The 20206-nt window shown below is 49.2% G+C and carries 20 protein-coding genes and 1 other annotated feature; of the genes, 10 read left to right on the forward strand and 10 right to left on the reverse strand.

Going from position 1 to position 20206, the window contains the following annotated elements:
* The first annotated feature begins 4 nt into the window (after positions 1–4).
* The 4 genes from A7Z29_RS07010 (at position 5) to wzzB (ending at position 5558) form a co-directional block, all read left to right on the forward strand.
* On the forward strand, positions 5–1429 hold the full coding sequence (locus A7Z29_RS07010) for a phosphomannomutase (RefSeq protein WP_000930628.1): 1425 nt from the start codon (positions 5–7) through the stop codon (positions 1427–1429).
* Positions 1430–1616: 187 nt separating this feature from the next.
* Complete coding sequence (gndA, locus tag A7Z29_RS07015; protein ID WP_085460843.1) at positions 1617–3023, forward strand: NADP-dependent phosphogluconate dehydrogenase; 1407 nt, start codon at positions 1617–1619, stop codon at positions 3021–3023.
* A gap of 245 nt (positions 3024–3268) precedes the next feature.
* Entirely contained in the window at positions 3269–4435 is a 1167-nt protein-coding gene (gene ugd / locus A7Z29_RS07020) for a UDP-glucose 6-dehydrogenase (RefSeq protein ID WP_105290005.1), read from the forward strand.
* A gap of 145 nt (positions 4436–4580) precedes the next feature.
* Positions 4581–5558, forward strand: a complete 978-nt coding sequence (gene wzzB / locus A7Z29_RS07025) for an LPS O-antigen chain length determinant protein WzzB (RefSeq protein ID WP_001261963.1) — start codon at positions 4581–4583, stop codon at positions 5556–5558.
* 96 nt (positions 5559–5654) lie between these two features.
* On the opposite strand, the gene hisIE is transcribed toward wzzB, so the two are convergent.
* The 9 genes from hisIE to hisL all read right to left on the reverse strand — a co-directional run bounded on the left by hisIE (position 5655) and on the right by hisL (position 12884).
* Positions 5655–6266: a bifunctional phosphoribosyl-AMP cyclohydrolase/phosphoribosyl-ATP diphosphatase HisIE gene (gene hisIE / locus A7Z29_RS07035; protein WP_105290006.1), complete on the reverse strand. Its 612-nt coding sequence runs from the start codon at positions 6264–6266 to the stop codon at positions 5655–5657.
* Entirely contained in the window at positions 6260–7036 is a 777-nt protein-coding gene (gene hisF, locus A7Z29_RS07040; protein ID WP_000880156.1) for an imidazole glycerol phosphate synthase subunit HisF, read from the reverse strand. Before hisF ends, hisIE begins: the two co-directional genes overlap by 7 nt.
* Complete coding sequence (gene hisA / locus A7Z29_RS07045) at positions 7018–7755, reverse strand: 1-(5-phosphoribosyl)-5-[(5-phosphoribosylamino)methylideneamino]imidazole-4-carboxamide isomerase (protein ID WP_105290007.1); 738 nt, start codon at positions 7753–7755, stop codon at positions 7018–7020. Before hisA ends, hisF begins: the two co-directional genes overlap by 19 nt.
* Complete coding sequence (hisH, locus tag A7Z29_RS07050; protein ID WP_001103560.1) at positions 7755–8345, reverse strand: imidazole glycerol phosphate synthase subunit HisH; 591 nt, start codon at positions 8343–8345, stop codon at positions 7755–7757. The genes hisA and hisH overlap by 1 nt, the downstream gene beginning before the upstream one ends.
* Positions 8345–9412, reverse strand: coding sequence for a bifunctional histidinol-phosphatase/imidazoleglycerol-phosphate dehydratase HisB (hisB, locus tag A7Z29_RS07055; protein WP_000080099.1), 1068 nt, complete (start codon positions 9410–9412; stop codon positions 8345–8347). The genes hisH and hisB overlap by 1 nt, the downstream gene beginning before the upstream one ends.
* On the reverse strand, positions 9412–10482 hold the full coding sequence (gene hisC, locus A7Z29_RS07060; RefSeq protein WP_000108974.1) for a histidinol-phosphate transaminase: 1071 nt from the start codon (positions 10480–10482) through the stop codon (positions 9412–9414). Before hisC ends, hisB begins: the two co-directional genes overlap by 1 nt.
* Entirely contained in the window at positions 10479–11783 is a 1305-nt protein-coding gene (gene hisD / locus A7Z29_RS07065) for a histidinol dehydrogenase (protein WP_000009583.1), read from the reverse strand. Before hisD ends, hisC begins: the two co-directional genes overlap by 4 nt.
* Before the next feature lie 5 nt (positions 11784–11788).
* A complete protein-coding gene (gene hisG, locus A7Z29_RS07070; RefSeq protein ID WP_000131781.1) occupies positions 11789–12688 on the reverse strand; it encodes an ATP phosphoribosyltransferase in 900 nt (299 codons plus the stop codon).
* A gap of 46 nt (positions 12689–12734) precedes the next feature.
* Positions 12735–12858: a sequence feature (His leader region), on the reverse strand.
* Positions 12834–12884, reverse strand: a complete 51-nt coding sequence (gene hisL, locus A7Z29_RS07080) for a his operon leader peptide (RefSeq protein ID WP_001364200.1) — start codon at positions 12882–12884, stop codon at positions 12834–12836. It overlaps the preceding feature by 25 nt.
* Before the next feature lie 426 nt (positions 12885–13310).
* On the opposite strand from hisL, the gene A7Z29_RS07085 reads away from it, so the two are divergent.
* From A7Z29_RS07085 to plaP, 4 genes are all read left to right on the forward strand, one after another.
* Positions 13311–14135: an SDR family oxidoreductase gene (locus tag A7Z29_RS07085; protein WP_000754742.1), complete on the forward strand. Its 825-nt coding sequence runs from the start codon at positions 13311–13313 to the stop codon at positions 14133–14135.
* Between the two features lie 45 nt (positions 14136–14180).
* Complete coding sequence (locus A7Z29_RS07090; RefSeq protein WP_000803376.1) at positions 14181–15110, forward strand: LysR substrate-binding domain-containing protein; 930 nt, start codon at positions 14181–14183, stop codon at positions 15108–15110.
* A 214-nt stretch (positions 15111–15324) separates the two neighbouring features.
* Positions 15325–15387, forward strand: a complete 63-nt coding sequence (yoeI, locus tag A7Z29_RS07095; protein ID WP_105279388.1) for a membrane protein YoeI — start codon at positions 15325–15327, stop codon at positions 15385–15387.
* The gene (plaP, locus tag A7Z29_RS07100) at positions 15377–16735 is read left to right on the forward strand and encodes a putrescine/proton symporter PlaP (RefSeq protein ID WP_000019197.1); all 1359 of its coding nucleotides are present in this window, start codon (positions 15377–15379) and stop codon (positions 16733–16735) included. The genes yoeI and plaP overlap by 11 nt, the downstream gene beginning before the upstream one ends.
* A gap of 73 nt (positions 16736–16808) precedes the next feature.
* On the opposite strand, the gene sbcB is transcribed toward plaP, so the two are convergent.
* Positions 16809–18236 (reverse strand): exodeoxyribonuclease I, encoded by a 1428-nt coding sequence (gene sbcB / locus A7Z29_RS07105; RefSeq protein ID WP_000980575.1) that lies wholly within the window; start codon positions 18234–18236, stop codon positions 16809–16811.
* A gap of 209 nt (positions 18237–18445) precedes the next feature.
* Between sbcB and dacD the strand changes: the two genes are divergently transcribed.
* Together dacD and sbmC are read left to right on the forward strand one after the other, a co-directional pair.
* Positions 18446–19612 (forward strand): serine-type D-Ala-D-Ala carboxypeptidase DacD, encoded by a 1167-nt coding sequence (dacD, locus tag A7Z29_RS07110; RefSeq protein ID WP_010347049.1) that lies wholly within the window; start codon positions 18446–18448, stop codon positions 19610–19612.
* 119 nt (positions 19613–19731) lie between these two features.
* Positions 19732–20205, forward strand: coding sequence for a DNA gyrase inhibitor SbmC (gene sbmC / locus A7Z29_RS07115; RefSeq protein ID WP_001105402.1), 474 nt, complete (start codon positions 19732–19734; stop codon positions 20203–20205).
* The last annotated feature ends 1 nt before the right edge of the window (position 20206 follow it).

Raw genomic sequence — 20206 nt, forward strand, 5'->3', positions numbered from 1 at the left:
CATCATGTTAAATGCTAATAAAGTTATTGATCAAAGCAACATTGCTTTCGGCACTAGTGGTGCGCGCGGTTTAGTCGTTGATTTTACCCATGATGTATGCGCTGCGTTCACCCATGCTTTCCTTTCAGTTGTACAAAATAAATCTAACTTTAATACGGTAGCCTTAGCAATCGATAACCGTCCCAGTAGTTATAAAATTGCACAGGCATGCGCATATGCAATAAAACAACATGGGTTCAACGTTGAATATCATGGTGTCATTCCTACACCAGCGTTGGCATATTATTCGATGCAGAAAGGCATACCATGCATTATGGTTACCGGAAGTCATATCCCATTTGATCGCAATGGATTGAAATTCTATCGACCAGATGGGGAAATTACAAAAGAAGATGAAGTTGCGATAGCAAATAGTCAATATACGTTTTCTCCTGTAACTGCATTACCTCATTTGGAAACTAGTTCTCAAGGTGCTAATTCATACATAGCACGATATGTGTCATTATTTGATGAAAATATTCTAAAAGGCAAAAAAATCGGTATTTACGAACACTCTAGTGCCGGTAGGGATTTATATGCCCCATTATTTAGTCAATTAGGTGCTGAAGTTGTATCTTTGGGCAGAAGTGATGAATTTGTTCCCATTGATACAGAGGCAGTTAGTGAGGAAGATCGAGTAAGAGCGCGTGAATGGTCGGAGAAATTTAAGCTGGACGCTATCTTCTCCACCGATGGAGATGGTGACCGACCGCTTGTAGCAGATGAAAAAGGTGAGTGGTTAAGAGGTGATATCCTGGGACTTCTAACTGCTGATGCTTTAAAAATTCAGGCATTAGCGATTCCAGTCAGTTGTAATACCGCAGTTGAGCTATCAAACAAATTCACATGTATTCAACGTACAAAAATCGGTTCCCCGTATGTTATTGCTGCGTTTGAAGAACTTAAGAATCGATACGACGCTATTGCTGGTTTTGAGGCCAATGGTGGTTTTCTTCTGGCATCAGACCTGTTGATTAATGGAAAAACGTTAAAGGCGTTACCAACCCGCGACGCGATATTACCTGTATTAATGTTATTAACGACAGCCAGTAAAGGTAAAATATCAACATTAGTTGAAAGTCTTCCTCAGCGTTTTACTTGGTCCGATCGTGTAAAAGATTTCCCAAGCGTTGAAAGCAAAAAAATAATTAATGATGCGATTTCAGCGCCCGATGCTTTTTTAAATAAGTTGGGATTTTCAACACTGACTTGCATTGATATTGATGAAACAGATGGTGCAAGATTTACACTTTCAAACGGTGCTGTTATTCATCTTCGCCCATCAGGTAATGCGCCTGAGCTTCGTTGCTATACTGAAGCTAATGATGAGAGTCAGGCGAAAACATATGTCAATACAGTATTAAGTAATATTGTTCTTTTACGTAACTGACATAATCTTATGTAACAATGTATGCAAACGAGGGTATGCTCAACACTTAACAACCAACAGATATAAACAGTTTGTTGGGATGACTATGATATACAGCACTACACACATATATGTAACTTGAGTTAACATCTGTTTCATATTTCAAGCCGCGCAACCCCGCGGTGACCACCCCTGACAGGAGTAAACAATGTCAAAGCAACAGATTGGCGTCGTCGGTATGGCAGTGATGGGGCGCAACCTTGCGCTCAACATCGAAAGCCGTGGTTATACCGTCTCTATTTTCAACCGTTCCCGTGAGAAGACGGAAGAAGTGATTGCTGAAAATCCAGGCAAAAAACTGGTTCCTTACTATACGGTGAAAGAGTTTGTTGAATCTCTTGAAACGCCTCGTCGCATCCTGTTAATGGTGAAAGCAGGTGCAGGCACGGATGCTGCTATTGATTCCCTGAAACCATACCTCGATAAAGGCGACATCATCATTGATGGTGGTAATACTTTCTTCCAGGACACCATTCGTCGCAACCGTGAGCTTTCCGCAGAAGGTTTTAATTTCATCGGTACTGGTGTTTCCGGCGGTGAAGAGGGTGCGCTGAAAGGGCCTTCCATCATGCCTGGTGGTCAGAAAGAAGCCTATGAACTGGTTGCGCCAATCCTCACCAAAATTGCTGCTGTAGCTGAAGATGGCGAACCGTGTGTTACCTATATTGGTGCCGATGGTGCAGGTCACTACGTAAAAATGGTTCACAACGGTATTGAATACGGCGATATGCAGCTGATTGCGGAAGCCTATTCTCTGCTTAAAGGTGGCCTGAACCTTTCCAACGAAGAACTGGCTCAGACTTTCACCGAGTGGAATAACGGTGAGCTGAGCAGCTACCTGATCGACATCACTAAAGATATCTTCACTAAAAAAGATGAAGACGGTAACTACCTGGTCGATGTGATTCTGGATGAGGCAGCTAACAAAGGTACTGGTAAGTGGACCAGCCAGAGCGCACTGGATCTCGGTGAGCCTCTGTCACTGATCACTGAATCAGTGTTTGCACGTTACATCTCTTCTCTCAAAGAGCAGCGTGTTGCGGCGTCTAAAGTACTGTCCGGTCCGCAAGCACAACCTGCAGGCGACAAAGCTGAATTCATTGAGAAAGTTCGTCGTGCGCTTTATCTGGGTAAGATTGTTTCTTACGCTCAGGGCTTCTCACAGCTACGTGCCGCGTCTGAAGAGTACAACTGGGATCTGAACTATGGTGAAATCGCGAAGATCTTCCGTGCTGGCTGTATCATCCGCGCTCAGTTCCTGCAGAAAATCACTGATGCTTACGCTGAAAATCCGAAGATCGCTAACTTGCTGTTAGCACCGTACTTCAAGAAAATCGCCGACGATTATCAGCAAGCTCTGCGTGATGTAGTAGCCTATGCGGTACAGAACGGTATCCCGGTTCCGACCTTCGCCGCTGCGGTTGCCTATTACGACAGCTACCGTGCCGCAGTACTGCCTGCGAACCTGATCCAGGCACAGCGTGACTATTTTGGTGCGCATACTTATAAACGCATTGATAAAGAAGGGGTATTCCACACCGAATGGTTGGATTAATCTGATTTAATCAGTAATAAACTAAGGCCCGGCATTTATCGCTGGGCTTTTTTTTGCCATAAATCTTATAGACTAAATTTCATTGCTTAATATTAACTTAATAAATATTAGCTATTCTTATAAAGAAAATCTGAATTGTTTTTCGTTGCGTTGACCAGTCATCATCGTAGCGTTAAAACTTTTAACTCTTATCAGGATGCTAAAAACATCATGATTCATAGTTAAGTTAATTCTGAGAGCATGAAATGAAAATCACCATTTCCGGTACTGGTTATGTAGGCCTTTCAAATGGGCTTTTAATCGCACAAAATCATGAGGTTGTAGCATTAGATATTTTACCAGCACGCGTCGCAATGTTGAATGATAGGATATCTCCTATTGTTGACAAGGAGATTCAGCAGTATTTGCAATCAGATAAAATATGCTTTAATGCCACTTTAGATAAAAATGAAGCCTACCAGAATACAGATTATGTGATTATCGCAACTCCGACTGACTATGATCCTAAAACTAATTATTTCAATACATCCAGCGTAGAATCAGTAATTAAAGATGTAACAGAGATAAATCCCCAGGCGGTAATGGTTATCAAATCCACGGTTCCGGTAGGTTTTACCGCCGCTATGCATAAGAAATACCACACCGAAAATATTATTTTCTCCCCCGAATTCCTTCGCGAAGGTAAAGCCCTTTACGATAATCTTCATCCTTCTCGTATCGTGATCGGCGAACGTTCTGAACGTGCAGAGCGTTTTGCCGCGTTATTACAAGAAGGGGCAATCAAACAAAATATTCCGACCCTGTTTACTGATTCAACAGAAGCTGAAGCAATTAAACTTTTTGCTAATACCTATCTCGCGATGCGTGTGGCGTACTTTAACGAACTGGATAGTTATGCAGAAAGTTTAGGATTGAACACCCGTCAAATTATTGAAGGCGTTTGTCTTGATCCGCGCATCGGCAACCACTACAACAATCCATCATTTGGTTACGGTGGCTACTGTCTACCGAAAGATACTAAGCAGCTGTTGGCAAACTATCAGTCTGTTCCCAATAATATTATCTCCGCCATCGTTGAGGCTAATCGTACCCGGAAAGACTTCATCGCTGATGCTATCTTGTCGCACAAACCTAAAGTAGTTGGAATATATCGTCTGATTATGAAGAGTGGTTCGGATAACTTCCGCGCTTCGTCCATTCAGGGGATTATGAAGCGGATCAAAGCTAAGGGTGTTGAAGTTATCATTTATGAACCAGTGATGAAGGAAGAATCGTTCTTCAACTCGCGACTGGAACGTGACCTCACAACGTTTAAGCAACAGGCTGATGTCATCATTTCTAATCGTATGTCTGAAGAGCTTAAGGATGTAGCAAATAAGGTCTATACCCGTGATCTTTTCGGTAGTGACTAACCTATTGTTATCATGATGGTTTTCTGTACGCACGTCATTTAATGTTTGTGGATTAATTCAGTATTTTTATTGTTACTCCTATAGCATTCATGCAAATTATCGCTAAACTATGGCGACCTGAAATTTTCCGTCTGTTAGGGTAATGATGAGAGTTGAAAATAATAATATTCCTGGGCATAACCATGACCCGGAACAGATTGATTTAATTGATTTACTGATGCAGTTGTGGCGTGGGAAGGTGACCATCTTCATCACTGTTATTGTGGCAATCGCTCTGGCTATCGGATATCTGGCGGTCGCGAAAGAGAAATGGACGTCGACAGCCATTGTTACTCAGCCAGATGTGGGGCAAATTGCTGGCTATAACAATGCCATGAATGTTATCTATGGTCCGGCTGCACCGAAAGTGTCGGATTTACAGGAGGCGTTAATTGGTCGCTTCAGTTCTGCCTTCTCTGCATTAGCCGAAACGCTGGATAATCAGGAAGAACCAGAAAAACTAACCATTGAACCTTCTGTTAAAAACCAGCCGTTGCCGTTAGCTGTTTCTTATGTCGGGCAAACTGCGGCGGACGCACAGAAGAAGCTGGCTGAATATATTCAACAGGTTGATGACCAGGTGAATGAAGAGCTGGAAAAGGACCTGAAAGATAATATTGCCTTGGGTATGAAAACCCTGAAAGACTCATTGAAAACGCAGGAAGTGGTGGCGCAGGAGCAAAAAGATCTGCGTATCCGCCAGATTCAGGAAGCGTTGCAATATGCGAATCAGGCACAGTTGGCAAAGCCACAGATTCAACAGACCGAAGACGTAACGCAGGATACGTTGTTCCTTCTGGGTAGTGATGCACTGGAGTCGATGATCAAGCATGAAGCGACCCGTCCGCTGGTTTTCTCTCCTGGCTACTACCAGACTCGTCAAAACCTTTTGGATATCGAAAGCCTGAAGGTTGATGATCTTAATATAAATGCCTACCGTTACGTTATGAAACCCACACTGCCAGTACGTCGCGATAGCCCGAAAAAGGCCATCACACTGATTCTGGCTGTGCTGCTGGGCGGTATGGTTGGAGCGGGGATTGTGCTGGGGCGTAACGCGCTGCGTAATTACAACGCGAAATAATCTTTTTAGCTTTAAAGAATACGGGCAGGGTGGTGACACCGTGCCCGTTTTTTGTTGCCGATGTGACAACAACATCACATCCAGTCAGCCTGCAACTCACTGATGCCGCTTGCGTAAGTTCTCAATCACCGTCGTTAAATCCAGATCCTGATCCTGCAACAGCACCAGCAGGTGATACATCAAATCCGATGCCTCGTTGGTCAGCTCAAAGCGGTCATGTACCGTTGCTGCCAGTGCGGTTTCCACACCTTCTTCACCCACTTTCTGTGCGATACGCTTGGTGCCGCTGGCATACAGTTTGGCGGTGTAGGAGGTTTCCGGGTCGGCAGATTTGCGCTCGGCGAGCAGTTGTTCCAGTTGATACAGGAACAGCCACTGGTGAGTGGTGTCGCCGAAGCAGCTGTTGGTGCCTTTGTGGCAGGTTGGGCCGATGGGATTCGCCAGCACCAGTAGTGTGTCGTTGTCGCAGTCCGGCGCAATGCTCACTACGTTGAGGAAATTGCCTGACGTTTCGCCTTTGGTCCACAGTCGCTGTTTAGTGCGCGAGAAGAAGGTAACTTTGCCGCTTTCTATGGTTTTATCCAGAGCTTCCGGGTTCATGTAGCCCAGCATTAACACTTCGCCGGATACCGCGTGTTGCACAATTACCGGCATCATCCCGTCGGTTTTTTCCCAGTCAAGTTCGCGACGTTGTTGTTCTGTTAACATATCCTGATCTCCACGCCCTGTGTTGCCAGGTACGCTTTTAATTCACCAATATTGATTATTTGTTTGTGGAATACGGAAGCAGCCAGCGCGCCGTCAACGTCGGCATCGCGGAAGGCTTCGAGGAAGTGTTCCATAGTGCCCGCGCCACCGGAGGCAATCAGCGGGACGTGGCAAACTTCACGCACTTTTTTCAGCTGCTCGAGATCGTAACCGTTACGCACGCCATCCTGATTCATCATATTAAGAACGATTTCTCCGGCACCGCGTTTTTGCACTTCCTGTACCCAGTCGAGCGTTTCCCACTGGGTAACGCGGGTGCGGCTTTCATCGCCGGTATATTGATTCACATGATATTTACCGGTTTCGGCGTCGTACCAGGTGTCAATGCCGACCACAATACACTGCACGCCAAAACGATCTGCCAGACGAGTAATTAATGTCGGGTCCGCCAGCGCAGGGGAGTTGATGGAGATTTTATCAGCGCCAAAAGAAAGAATTTTCGCGGCGTCATCCAGAGACTTAATCCCACCCGCCACGCAGAAGGGAATATCGATCACTTCCGCCACGCGAGATACCCAGCTTTTATCTACCACCCGTCCATCGCTGGAAGCGGTGATATCATAGAACACCAGTTCGTCAGCGCCTTCTTCGGCGTAGCGTTTTGCCAGCGGTACAATATCGCCAATGATTTCATGGTTGCGAAACTGTACGCCTTTCACCACCTGACCATCACGAACGTCGAGACACGGAATTATGCGTTTTGCCAACATGCGATGGCCTCCTTCACGGTAAATTTACCTTCCAGTAATGCCCGACCAACTATTACGCCGCGCACACCAGTACCACGCAGGGCAGCGACATCATCAATGTCACCAATGCCGCCGGAAGACTGAAATGCCACTTGCGGATATCTGGCGCACACTTCTTCATATAAAGAGACGTTAGAACCTGCCAGCGTACCGTCGCGTGAAATATCGGTACACAGCACATGTTTCAGGCCGATGGGCAGATAGGTTTCCACCAGTTGTTCCAGTGAAACGCCCGAGTTTTCTTGCCAGCCGCTCACTGCCACCTGTTTGTTGCCTTGCTCGTCAATGCGTACATCCAGCGCCAGCACCAGCGCATCGGCACCGAAGCGTTCAAACCAGCCTTTCACCACGTCAGGTGATTTTACCGCAGTGGAGCCGACGACCACGCGGGCAACGCCTGCGTCCAGTAATGCTGCCACGTCTTCTTCGCTACGCACGCCGCCGCCAACCTGCACCGGAACGTTAACGCCCGCGACCAGCGTTTTAATCAGGGGGATTTGGCGTTTAGCCGGATCTTTTGCCCCGGTCAGATCCACCAGATGCAACACTTCGGCACCCTGCGCGGCGTAATCCTGTAAGCGTGGCAGCGGGTCGTTACCGTAATCGCGTTGTTTGCCGTAATCGCCCTGATGGAGACGTACCACGGTGCCGTCGATTAAATCTAATGCCGGAATAATCATTACATCTCCAGGAAGTTTTTCAGCAACTTAGCGCCAGCGGCACCAGAACGCTCCGGGTGAAACTGCACGCCGTAGAAGTTATCTTTTTGCACCGCAGCGGTGAACGGTTCGCCGTAATTACACTGGGCGATGGTCCACGGATTGACCGGCATCGCGTAGCTGTGAACAAAGTAAAAGTAAGCGCCGTCTTCAATTCCCTGAAACAGACGGTTGCCTGCCTGCGGGTAAACGCGATTCCAGCCCATATGCGGCAGCGGCAGACCAAAGTCGGTCATTTTCGGCACATCCTCGTCGATGATGCCCAGCAAATCGACGCCGTTGCTCTCTTCGCTGCGTCGTCCCAGCAGTTGCATCCCTAAGCAGATGCCCAGCACCGGTTGAGTACAGGCTTTGATGAGATCAAACAGTTCACGCTCACGCACCTGATCCATCGCCGCTTGTGCTGTGCCGACGCCGGGTAAAAACAGTTTATCGGCCAGCAACACTACGTCCGGATCACGGCTGACTTTCGGTTCATAGCCGTGACGCGCAATAGCAGACTTCACCGAGTTCAGGTTGGCGCAGCCGGTATCAAGGATCACCACGTTCATTACAACACTCCTTTCGACGAGGGTAAGGTGTCGCCTTCCACGCGGATGGCCTGGCGCAGGGTGCGACCAAAGGCTTTGAACAAGCTCTCTACACGGTGATGATCGTTTTTACCTTTGGTTTTCAGGTGCAGGGTCACGCCCATGGTGTAAGAGAGCGAACGGAAGAAGTGCTCGATCATTTCAGTGCTGAGATCGCCCACGCGCTGGTAGGTAAATTCGGCTTTATATTCCAGGTGTGGGCGACCAGAGATATCCAGCGCGCAGCGGGCAAGGCATTCGTCCATCGGCAGCACAAAACCGAAGCGGCAAATACCGCGTTTGTCGCCGAGGGCGATTTTTAACGCTTCGCCCAGCGCCAGGCCGGTATCTTCGACGGTGTGGTGATCGTCAATATAGAGGTCGCCTTTGACGTTGATTTCCATACGGAAGCCGCCGTGGGTGGCGATCTGATCCAGCATGTGATCAAAGAAGCCAACGCCGGTGTTAATTTTGCTGCCGCCTTCGCGATCCAGCCACACCTGAACGTCAATCTGCGTCTCTTTGGTGTTGCGTACCACGTGAGCGTAACGATCACGTTTGGTGAGTTGCTCGCCAATCATCGGCCAGTTCAGGGTTTCGCGGTTGTAGCGTAAACCATTAATGCCCATGTTTTCTGCGAGTTGAATATCGGTCGCGCGATCGCCAATCACATAACTGTTGGCACGATCCATTGCTTGTTCAGCCAGGTAACGCTCCACCAGTTTTACTTTCGGTTTACGGCAGTCGCACTCATCTGCGGGCAGGTGTGGACAAATCAGCACTTCATCAAACTGAACGCCTTGTGAGGTGAAGATCTGCATCATCAGGTTGTGCGGGCCATCGAAATCCGCCTGCGGGAAACTTTGCGTCCCCAGACCATCCTGGTTGGTAATCATCACCAGTTTATAGCCCGCTTTTTGCAGCTTCAGCAGTTCCGGGATCACGCCTGGTTCAAAGGCGAGTTTGTCAAAACGGTCCACCTGAAAATCACTCGGCGGCTCGCTAATCAGGGTTCCATCGCGATCGATAAAAAGATACTTCTGACTCATCAAACTTGCTCCGCACGTAAGGCGTCAATGACGCGCTGGCTTTCTTCACGGGTTCCGACGGTAATTCGCAGGCAGCCGCTTAAAGAGGGTTGTTTATTCTGATCACGTAAGATAATGCCCTGATCCCACAAAGATTTAAACACCGCGCTGGAGGCTTTAAAGCGCGCCAGAATGTAGTTGGTTTCGGAGTCGAAAACCTGCTCCACGCAGGGAATTTCTTTTAGCGCGGCAATCAGGTATTCGCGTTCTGCAATAATTTGCGCCACCCGTTCGCGCATGGCGATGATTCCCTTCTGGCTTAACGCCTGTGCGGCAATGTCGGCAACCGGCGTCGAGAGCGGGTAGGGGGCGATCACTTTCATTAACAGGTTGATGACTTCTTCGTTTGCCAGCGTAAACCCGCAACGAAGACCCGCCAGAGCGAAGGCTTTCGAAAGGGTGCGCAAAATAGCCAGGTGCGGATATTCCGCCAACCAGCCAGCCAACGATGCCTGTGGGCAAAATTCAATATAAGCTTCATCGGCGACCACAATGGCTTTACCGCGCGTTAACTCCAGCAACGTGCGAAAATCCTGCGGGTTGATCAGTTGCCCGGTTGGGTTGTTGGGGCTGCAAACGTAGACCACTTTCACGCCGTCCAGCTTGTCGGAAATCCCCTGCAAGTCCAGTTGCCAGTTTTCCAGCGTCGGCACCGTGCGGCACTCGACGCCAATGGTTTCGGCGCTAACGCTGTACATGCCGTACGTTGGCGGGCAGTAGAGGATGGCGTCTTTGCCTGGTTCGCAAAAAGCGCGAATCAGCAGTTCAATACCTTCGTCCGCGCCACGGCTGACCAGCACCTGCTCCGGTTTCACGCCTGCATACTGCGCATAATTTTCAATGACCGCTTTCGGCTGACATTCCGGGTAGCGGTTGAGCGTTTGCTGTGTTAGCTGAAACTCGACGGCTGTGGGATATTCGTTGGCGTTCAGCCAGACATCGCCGTTACCACCCAGACGACGCGCCGACTGATACGGCGTCAGGTTGCGAACGTTTTCACGCGCTAAATCGGTAATAGTCACGGTGCTCATGCTTGCTCCTTAAGGGCGTTAACACGCAAAGTAACGGCATTTTTGTGGGCGGTCAGGCGCTCGGCGGCGGCCAGCGTTTCAATGGTCGAAGCTAGCGCGGAAAACCCTTCTTTTGACAGTTCTTGCACGGTCATGCGCTTCTGGAAATCCGCCAGGCCGAGGCTGGAACAGGTGGCGGTATAACCGTAAGTCGGCAGCACGTGATTGGTGCCGGAGGCGTAGTCGCCCGCCGATTCCGGTGACCAGTCACCAAGAAATACCGAACCGGCACTGGTGATGCTATCGACCAGTTCACGGGCGTTGCGGGTCTGAATGATCAGGTGCTCCGGGCCGTACTGGTTGGAGATCTCTATGCACTGCGCTAAATCGTTGGTCACGATCAGGCGACTGGCGCTCAGTGCCTGACGTGCGGTTTCGGCACGCGGCAGTTCTGCCAACTGGCGTTCGACGGCTTCGGCAACGCGACGCGCCATATCAGCATCGGGCGTCAGCAAAATCACCTGTGAATCCGGGCCGTGTTCTGCCTGGGAGAGTAAATCAGAAGCGACAAAATCCGGTGTTGCGCCGCTGTCGGCAATGACCAGCACTTCCGACGGGCCTGCGGGCATATCGATCGCCGCACCGTCCAGACGCTGGCTAACCTGACGTTTTGCTTCGGTGACAAAGGCGTTACCCGGCCCGAAGATTTTGTCCACTTTTGGCACGGATTCAGTACCAAACGCCAGTGCGGCAATGGCCTGCGCGCCACCGACGTTAAACACTTCTTGTACGCCGCACAGCTGCGCTGCGTAGAGGATCTCATCGGCAATCGGCGGCGGTGAGCACAGCACGACTTTATTGCAACCCGCAATACGCGCCGGAGTCGCCAGCATTAATACGGTTGAGAAAAGCGGGGCGGAGCCGCCAGGAATATACAAACCAACCGAAGCCACCGGGCGCGTGACCTGCTGGCAACGCACGCCTGGTTGAGTTTCGACATCTACCGGAGGCAGTTTTTGCGCAGTGTGGAAGGTTTCAATATTCTTTACTGCCACAGCCATCGCCTGTTTTAGGTCGTCGCTCAGGCGTTCGCAGGCTGCGGCAATTTCCTCAGTAGTTACTTTCAGCGCGGTAACCGTGGTTTTATCAAACTTCGCGCTGTATTCCCGTAAGGCGTCATCGCCGCGAGTTTTCACGTTATCTAAAATTTCACGGACGGTACGGGTGATGCTTTCAGAGGCGGAGATCGCCGGGCGCATTAACAGTTGGCGTTTTTGCTCCGCAGTACAGCTATTCCAGTCAATGATTGTGTTAAAGCTCATGGCTATTACTCCATCATCTTCTCAATTGGCAGAACCAGAATCGAGCTGGCGCCCAGTTCCTTCAGTTTTTCCATGGTTTCCCAGAACAGGGTTTCGCTACTAACCATGTGCATTGCTACGCGCTGTTGGTCACCCGCCAGCGGCAGAATAGTCGGGCGTTCTGCGCCAGGTAGCAGGGCGATGACGTCATCCAGACGTTCGGTCGGTGCGTGCATCATGATGTATTTCGATTCGCGCGCCTGGATCACGCCCTGAATACGGGTTAGCAGTTTGTCGATCAGTTGCTGTTTGGATTCTTCCATTTCGCCATCGCGCTGGATCAGGCAGGCTTTCGAGCGGTAGATAACTTCGACTTCGCGCAGGCCGTTGGCTTCCAGCGTGGCACCGGTGGAAACCAGATCGCAAATCGCATCCGCCAGTCCGGCGCGCGGGGCGACTTCGACAGAACCGTTCAGTAAGCAGGATTTAAAAGAGATACCTTTCTGGTCGAGATAACGTTTGAGCAGGTGAGGATAAGAGGTGGCAATACGTTTACCGTTTAAGGAGAGCGGGCCGTCCCAGGCTTCATCAACCGGCGTTGCCAGCGAAAGGCGGCAGCCGCCGAAATCCAGACGACGCAGGGTAAAGTAGCGCGGATCTTCACCCTGGGCGCGGCGGTTAAGCAGTTCTTCTTCCAGCACGTTTTCGCCGATAATCCCAAGGTCTACTACGCCGTCCATTACCAGACCGGGAATGTCGTCGTCACGCACGCGCAGAATATCAATCGGCATGTTTTCAGCCATTGCGATCAGGCGCTGGGTGTGAAGATTAATTTTAATGCCACAGCGCGCCAGTAATTCGCGCGAGTCATCACTTAAACGGCCGGATTTCTGCATAGCTATGCGTAAACGAGTGTTGTCTGTCATTTTCTTCTTCCTCTTTAAACCTGTCTGAATCGGTATCAACCACGCAATAAAAAAGCCCCCGGAAGGCGATCTTCCGGGGGCTTTCTCATGCGTTCATGCACCACTGGAAGATCTGAATGTCTTCCAGCACACATCGCCTGAAAGACTAGTCAGGATGATGGTGATGATGGTGGTGTTTAAATTGAACGCGTGTCATAAAATTCTCTGTGAATGTTTATTCAACTGATGCCTTTTAACCTAAACCACTTTCACGTTAGAAAGCAAGGGCTTTTTTATATATTTTATGGCGATGGATTTGCTTAATGAATGAGCGGGGAAAGGAGGGGGCCAGGAGTGGCTACGTTAAAAAAGTAATCGTGAAAATATGTCTTTAAAACCCTCAAGAACATTGTGTTCTGTAACTAAAGTGGGCTTTGTTCCTGCCGGATGCGGCGTGAATGCCTTATCTGGTCTACAAATGTTGCCTAAATTCAATATATTGATGTTTTTGTAGGACTGATAAGCGGAGCGCATCAGGCAATTGTATATTTGCTAACAGTTTCGATTTCATTCATAGAATGAATTGTCAGTTTTGATACGCTAGCGTAGCCTTATAGATCTAAGGTGTATCAGGAGAAAACGGATGAAAAAGGTCGCAATTGTCGGGTTAGGGTGGTTAGGTATGCCGCTGGCGATGTCACTTTCAGCGCGAGGCTGGCAGGTCACCGGGAGTAAAACCACACAAGATGGCGTCGAAGCGGCCCGAATGAGCGGGATTGATAGCTATCTGCTTCGCATGGAGCCTGAGTTAGTTTGTGATTCTGACGATCTGGATGCCCTGATGGATGCCGATGCGCTGGTCATTACGCTTCCTGCACGTCGCAGTGGCCCCGGCGATGAGTTCTATTTACAAGCTGTGCAAGAGCTGGTGGATAGCGCGCTGGCTCATCGTATTCCTCGCATTATTTTTACCAGCTCAACGTCTGTCTATGGCGATGCACAAGGCACTGTGAAAGAAACTACCCCGCGTAATCCGGTGACCAACAGTGGACGAGTATTAGAAGAACTCGAAGACTGGCTGCACAATTTACCCGGTACTTCGGTCGATATTCTGCGTCTTGCGGGGCTGGTCGGACCAGGGCGCCATCCCGGACGCTTCTTTGCCGGAAAAACCGCGCCTGACGGTGAACACGGTGTTAATTTAGTCCACCAGGAAGATGTTATTGGCGCTATCACCCTGTTGTTACAGGCACCTAAAGGCGGACACATCTATAATATATGTGCGCCAGCTCACCCTGCGCGCAATGTTTTCTACCCACAGATGGCTCGTTTACTGGGGCTGGAACCCCCGCAGTTCAGAAACAGTCTGGACAGCGGTAAGGGTAAAATTATTGATGGCAGTCGGATTTGCAATGAACTGGGATTTGAATACCAGTATCCCGATCCGCTGGTAATGCCGCTGGAGTAAACGATCACGACAGCAGGACGCCGCATACACTGCAAGGGGGCGTGTATGAAACCACTGCTGGATGTGTTGATGATCCTCGATGCCTTAGAAAAAGAAGGCAGTTTTGCGGCGGCGTCGGCCAAACTCTACAAGACGCCGTCCGCTCTGAGTTATACCGTTCATAAGCTGGAAAGCGACCTTAATATTCAATTACTCGATCGCAGCGGTCACCGCGCTAAATTCACCCGTACCGGAAAAATGTTATTAGAGAAAGGGCGGGAAGTTCTCCATACCGTGCGAGAACTGGAAAAGCAGGCTATCAAACTTCATGAAGGCTGGGAAAACGAGTTGGTGATTGGGGTAGATGATACGTTTCCTTTTTCCCTGCTTGCGCCACTCATTGAAGCCTTTTATCAACATCATAGCGTGACGCGCCTGAAGTTTGTCAATGGTGTACTCGGTGGTTCCTGGGATGCCCTGACTCAGGGGCGAGCGGATATTATTGTTGGCGCGATGCATGAGCCACCGTCTTCCAGTGAGTTTGGTTTCTCGCGGTTGGGCGATCTGGAACAAGTTTTTGCGGTAGCGCCTCATCATCCGCTAGCCCAGGAAGAAGAACCGTTAAACCGTCGTATCATTAAGCGGTATCGGGCGATTGTGGTGGGTGATACTGCGCAGGCAGGCGCTTCTACGGCCTCGCAACTTCTCGATGAACAAGAAGCCATAACCGTATTCGATTTTAAAACCAAACTGGAGCTACAAATAAGCGGTCTTGGTTGTGGCTATTTACCCCGCTATCTGGCGCAACGTTTTCTCGATAGTGGCGCGTTAATTGAGAAGAAAGTGGTCGCCCAAACTCTTTTTGAACCGGTCTGGATTGGCTGGAACGAACAGACCGCAGGGCTTGCCAGCGCATGGTGGCGGGATGAGATTTTAGCAAATAGTGCGATTGCTGGAGTTTATGCAAAATCTGATGACGGAAAATCAGCCATTTAAATAAAAAATTTTATGACAAGCCTCTCATTCTCTTGTCATTTACCCCCCATTTAGGCACAATGCGCCGCTGTCAAAAAATGACTAAAAACCGACGTTTTATCCGCGTCGGTTATTTTTTGCTTCAAACCAATCATTCATACCAAGAGGCCGGGCTTCGTACCGGATAGATATTTACTAAAAATCGACAGTTGTTGTCGCTGAGGAATCCAAAAAAATGGGGCAATTTTTTGCTTACGCGACGGTTTTCACCGTAAAGGAGAATGACCATGTCGCATAACGTTACTCCAAACACCTCTCGCGTGGAATTGCGTAAAACGCTTACGTTAGTTCCGGTTGTAATGATGGGTCTTGCCTATATGCAGCCGATGACGCTGTTTGATACTTTTGGTATCGTTTCAGGCCTCACGGATGGTCATGTGCCGACAGCCTATGCGTTCGCATTAATTGCGATCCTGTTTACGGCTTTGAGCTACGGGAAGCTGGTTCGCCGCTATCCTTCTGCTGGCTCTGCATACACTTACGCCCAGAAATCCATTAGCCCGACCGTTGGCTTTATGGTGGGTTGGTCTTCTCTGCTCGACTATTTGTTCGCGCCGATGATCAACATCCTGCTGGCGAAAATCTATTTTGAAGCTCTGGTGCCTTCCATCCCATCGTGGATGTTTGTGGTGGCGTTGGTGGCCTTTATGACCGCCTTTAACCTGCGTAGTCTGAAATCCGTGGCGAACTTCAACACGGTAATCGTAGTGTTGCAGGTTGTGCTGATCGCGGTAATTTTGGGCATGGTAGTTTACGGCGTATTTGAAGGTGAAGGCGCTGGTACGCTGGCGAGCACCCGTCCGTTCTGGTCTGGCGATGCGCATGTTATCCCGATGATTACCGGGGCGACAATCCTGTGCTTCTCCTTTACCGGCTTTGACGGCATCAGCAACCTGTCGGAAGAAACCAAAGATGCAGAGCGCGTGATCCCGCGTGCGATTTTCCTGACCGCGCTGATCGGCGGCATGATCTTCATCTTTGCAACTTACTTCCTGCAGCTGTACTTCCCGGATATCTCTCGCTTTAAAGATCCGGATGCGTCACAGCCTGAAATCATGCTGTACGTTGCGGGTAAAGCGTTCCAGGTTGGCGCGCTGATCTTCTCCACCATTACCGTACTGGCGTCCGGTATGGCGGCGCACGCAGGCGTAGCGCGTCTGATGTACGTAATGGGTCGTGACGGCGTGTTCCCGAAAAGCTTCTTCGGTTATGTACACCCGAAATGGCGTACCCCGGCAATGAACATTATCCTGGTTGGCGCGATTGCTCTGCTGGCAATCAACTTTGACCTGGTGATGGCAACGGCGCTGATTAACTTTGGTGCGCTGGTAGCATTTACCTTCGTTAACCTGTCGGTCATTTCGCAGTTCTGGATCCGTGAGAAGCGTAACAAAACGCTGAAAGATCACTTCCAGTATCTGTTCCTGCCGATGTGTGGTGCTCTGACTGTAGGTGCGCTGTGGGTTAACCTGGAAGAAAGCTCAATGGTTCTGGGTCTGATCTGGGCGGCAATCGGTCTGATTTATCTGGCTTGCGTGACGAAGAGCTTCCGCAATCCGGTTCCGCAATACGAAGACGTTGCATAATATTACAAGCCGGATGATGTAACCATTCGGTAAGTCACTAAAAACCGGAGTTTATCGCTCCGGTTTTTTCTTTTCAGACGATCTCTTCAGCGTACTGCCAAAGCGCCTTTAACAGCGCCACTTTCTCTTTATCATCGGCATATTGTTGTGCCAGCATTTGCAATTCATCAGCATAATCTTGCAAAAACTCTGGCGTGAAGACCTGACGACGGTGCTCCAGCCAGCGTTGCTGTTCGGCGTAGTCCAGCGTTCCTGGGAAGTTACGCGCACGATAATTGAACAACAGCTTCTCAATGCGTTTATCGACAAAGGTGATATCCAGTGCCGGTAAATTACGCGGCTCGGTTTCCAGTACAATTTTCATTGCCGCGCGATCGGCGTCGCTGAAAAAGCCGTTATAAAGTTGGGCATCCACGTTATCTGAAGGCGTAAATGGTTCGGCTTCAGCGAATATCGCCACCACTTTTTCACGCACTTGCGGATTTTCACGCAGAATTTTCAGGTTATCGAGACAATGCTGGCGATTAATGCCCAGCCGATCGGCATCTTCCGGGCGAAGCGTATTCGCCTGTGCTAATACCGGACATTTATTAATATGCACCAGCTTAACCGGAACGGCGGCGTTATCGCCCAGATCGGCTTTCGCGGTATACAGGCGCTCGCGCAGCGTGTCGCTATCCAGTTCCAGTAATGGCGAAATATCTCCAGCTAAATCCACCATAATCACGGCATTGCGATTTTCAGGATGCCATGCCAGCGGCGCAACCCAACTGGTATTGCCGCGCCATGCACCAAACATACCGGAAACGTGAACCAGGGGTTTCATCTGTGGCACATCAATCAACGCCATCAATTTGTGCTTGTTGCGATGGCTGTAGAGATAATCAAACAGGCGTGGCTGACGCGTTTTCACCAGTTTCGCCATCGCAATAGTGGCGTACACATCGGCCATCGCATCGTGGGCATTGCTATGTTCAATACCATTCGCTTTGGTTAAATGTTCAAGGCGAAAACTCGGTAGACCGTCATCATTTTCAGGCCAATTGATTCCCTCCGGACGCAGCGCATAACAGGCGCGCATGACGTCCAGCAGATCCCAGCGAGAGTTATCATGCTGCCAACTCCAGGCATAGGGATCGTAGAAATTACGATAAAAAATGTTGCGTGTGACTTCGTCATCGAAACGTACATTGTTGTAGCCCAGAATACAGGTCTTCGGTACGGTAAAAAGCGAATGAATGCGAGCGGCAAACGCAGCTTCGTTTTCTCCTTTCGCCCGCGCTTCCTGCGGGGTAATACCCGTGATTAAAACTGCTCCTGGTTGGGGTAAATAATCATCTGCAGGCTTGCAATAAAAAACCTCTGGTTCGCCGATGATATTGAATTCGCTATCGGTGCGAATGGCAGCGAACTGCGCAGGGCGATCTAACGCAGGGTGCGTGCCAAAGGTTTCATAATCGTGAAACAAAAAGGTAGATTGTTGCTTACCGTCATTCATCATTAGGTTAAATCCGTTATTTCTGCTGTATGTCAGAGTATCAAATATCACCGTGCTAATCAGCTTTAGAGCGACAATTTGACAGGGAGTAGCAACTGATAATGTCAGGTTAAAAATGAGATAAATGTCACATTTTCTTGCACTTTATTCCAGCCAGTTCATCAGGATTTCCGTAAAAAGAACTGCTATTTGAAACTCCTGAGGATTTGCTGTTGAAACGCCGTCTTATTATTGCTGCTTCTTTGTTCGTTTTTAATTTATCGTCTGGTTTTGCGGCGGAAAATATTCCCTTTTCACCCCAGCCTCCACAAATTCATGCGGGATCATGGGTCTTGATGGATTACACAACCGGTCAGATCCTCACGGCGGGTAATGAGCATCAACAACGCAATCCTGCCAGCCTGACTAAGCTGATGACTGGCTATGTCGTTGATCGTGCAATCGATAGCCATCGTATTACGCCAGACGATATTGTTACGGTGGGGCGCGATGCATGGGCGAAAGATAATCCGGTATTCGTCGGTTCTTCACTGATGTTTTTGAAAGAGGGCGATCGCGTATCGGTACGTGATTTAAGCCGTGGTTTAATTGTGGACTCTGGCAATGACGCTTGTGTTGCACTGGCTGATTATATTGCCGGTGGGCAACGGCAGTTTGTCGACATGATGAACAATTATGCTGAGAAGTTACATCTTCAGGATACGCATTTTGAAACAGTGCATGGTCTGGATGCACCCGGTCAGCACAGTTCGGCCTATGATTTAGCCGTCCTTTCTCGCGCTATCATCCACGGCGAGCCTGAGTTTTATCATATGTACAGCGAAAAAAGCCTCACCTGGAACGGTATCACCCAGCAAAACCGTAACGGATTATTGTGGGATAAGACCATGAATGTTGACGGCCTGAAAACCGGGCATACTTCTGGTGCCGGGTTTAATCTCATTGCGTCGGCGGTGGATGGTCAGCGTCGTCTCATTGCGGTGGTGATGGGGGCTGACAGCGCAAAAGGTCGCGAAGAAGAAGCCAGGAAACTGTTGCGTTGGGGGCAACAGAACTTTACTACGGTGCAAATTTTACACCGGGGGAAAAAGGTTGGCACAGAACGAATCTGGTATGGCGATAAAGAAAACATCGCTCTGGGAACGGAACAAGAGTTCTGGATGGTGCTGCCAAAAGCGGAGATTCCTAATATCAAAGCAAAATACACCCTTGATGGTAAAGAACTGACCGCGCCAATTAGCGCCCATAAGCGGGTTGGGGAAATTGAACTTTATGACCGCGATAAACCGGTGGCGCACTGGCCGCTGGTCACCCTGGAATCTGTCGGAAAAGGCGGTATGTTTTCCCGGCTGAGTGATTATTTCGAGCATAAAGCCTGACCTTTCTTACGCCGCAGACTGGCAGGAGTGCGAGTCTGCTCGCATAATCAACACTCATTCCTTGTGGTTTTTATATTACAAATCATGCTGTATATAAAACCAGTATAAGTGGAGGCGTCATGAACTACGAGATTAAACAGGAAGATAAACGTACCGTTGCAGGTTTCCATCTCGTTGGCCCGTGGGAACAAACGGTAAAGCAAGGTTTTGAGCAGTTGATGATGTGGGTTGATAACAAAAATATTGTTCCGAAGGAGTGGGTGGCGGTCTATTACGATAATCCAGATGAAACACCTGCCGAAAAGTTACGTTGTGACACCGTAGTTTCGGTGGCAGATAGTTTCACACTTCCCGAAAACAGTGAGGGCGTCATCCTGACAGAAATTTCGGGTGGTCAGTATGCGGTGGCGGTAGCCCGCGTAGAGGGGGATGATTTTGCGAAACCCTGGTATCAGTTCTTTAACAGCCTCTTGCAGGACAGTGCTTACGAAATGTTACCAAAACCCTGTTTTGAGGTTTATCTGAACAATGGCGCGCAAGATGGTTATTGGGATATCGAAATGTATGTCGCGGTGCAGCCAAAACGGCGCTGAT

It is taken from the genome of Escherichia sp. MOD1-EC6842, assembly GCF_002965705.1.
GTDB lineage: Bacteria > Pseudomonadota > Gammaproteobacteria > Enterobacterales > Enterobacteriaceae > Escherichia > Escherichia ruysiae.

Excerpts from the sequence above, each read along its gene's own strand:
- A7Z29_RS07010 (WP_000930628.1), top strand. The coding sequence starts at position 5 with ATGTTAAATGCTAATAAAGTTATTGATCAAAGCAACATTGCTTTCGGC.
- gndA (WP_085460843.1), top strand. The coding sequence starts at position 1,617 with ATGTCAAAGCAACAGATTGGCGTCGTCGGTATGGCAGTGATGGGGCGC.
- ugd (WP_105290005.1), top strand. The coding sequence starts at position 3,269 with ATGAAAATCACCATTTCCGGTACTGGTTATGTAGGCCTTTCAAATGGG.
- wzzB (WP_001261963.1), top strand. The coding sequence starts at position 4,581 with ATGAGAGTTGAAAATAATAATATTCCTGGGCATAACCATGACCCGGAA.
- hisIE (WP_105290006.1), bottom strand. The coding sequence starts at position 6,266 with ATGTTAACAGAACAACAACGTCGCGAACTTGACTGGGAAAAAACCGAC.
- hisF (WP_000880156.1), bottom strand. The coding sequence starts at position 7,036 with ATGTTGGCAAAACGCATAATTCCGTGTCTCGACGTTCGTGATGGTCAG.
- hisA (WP_105290007.1), bottom strand. The coding sequence starts at position 7,755 with ATGATTATTCCGGCATTAGATTTAATCGACGGCACCGTGGTACGTCTC.
- hisH (WP_001103560.1), bottom strand. The coding sequence starts at position 8,345 with ATGAACGTGGTGATCCTTGATACCGGCTGCGCCAACCTGAACTCGGTG.
- hisB (WP_000080099.1), bottom strand. The coding sequence starts at position 9,412 with ATGAGTCAGAAGTATCTTTTTATCGATCGCGATGGAACCCTGATTAGC.
- hisC (WP_000108974.1), bottom strand. The coding sequence starts at position 10,482 with ATGAGCACCGTGACTATTACCGATTTAGCGCGTGAAAACGTTCGCAAC.
- hisD (WP_000009583.1), bottom strand. The coding sequence starts at position 11,783 with ATGAGCTTTAACACAATCATTGACTGGAATAGCTGTACTGCGGAGCAA.
- hisG (WP_000131781.1), bottom strand. The coding sequence starts at position 12,688 with ATGACAGACAACACTCGTTTACGCATAGCTATGCAGAAATCCGGCCGT.
- A7Z29_RS07085 (WP_000754742.1), top strand. The coding sequence starts at position 13,311 with ATGAAAAAGGTCGCAATTGTCGGGTTAGGGTGGTTAGGTATGCCGCTG.
- A7Z29_RS07090 (WP_000803376.1), top strand. The coding sequence starts at position 14,181 with ATGAAACCACTGCTGGATGTGTTGATGATCCTCGATGCCTTAGAAAAA.
- plaP (WP_000019197.1), top strand. The coding sequence starts at position 15,377 with ATGTCGCATAACGTTACTCCAAACACCTCTCGCGTGGAATTGCGTAAA.
- sbcB (WP_000980575.1), bottom strand. The coding sequence starts at position 18,236 with ATGATGAATGACGGTAAGCAACAATCTACCTTTTTGTTTCACGATTAT.
- sbmC (WP_001105402.1), top strand. The coding sequence starts at position 19,732 with ATGAACTACGAGATTAAACAGGAAGATAAACGTACCGTTGCAGGTTTC.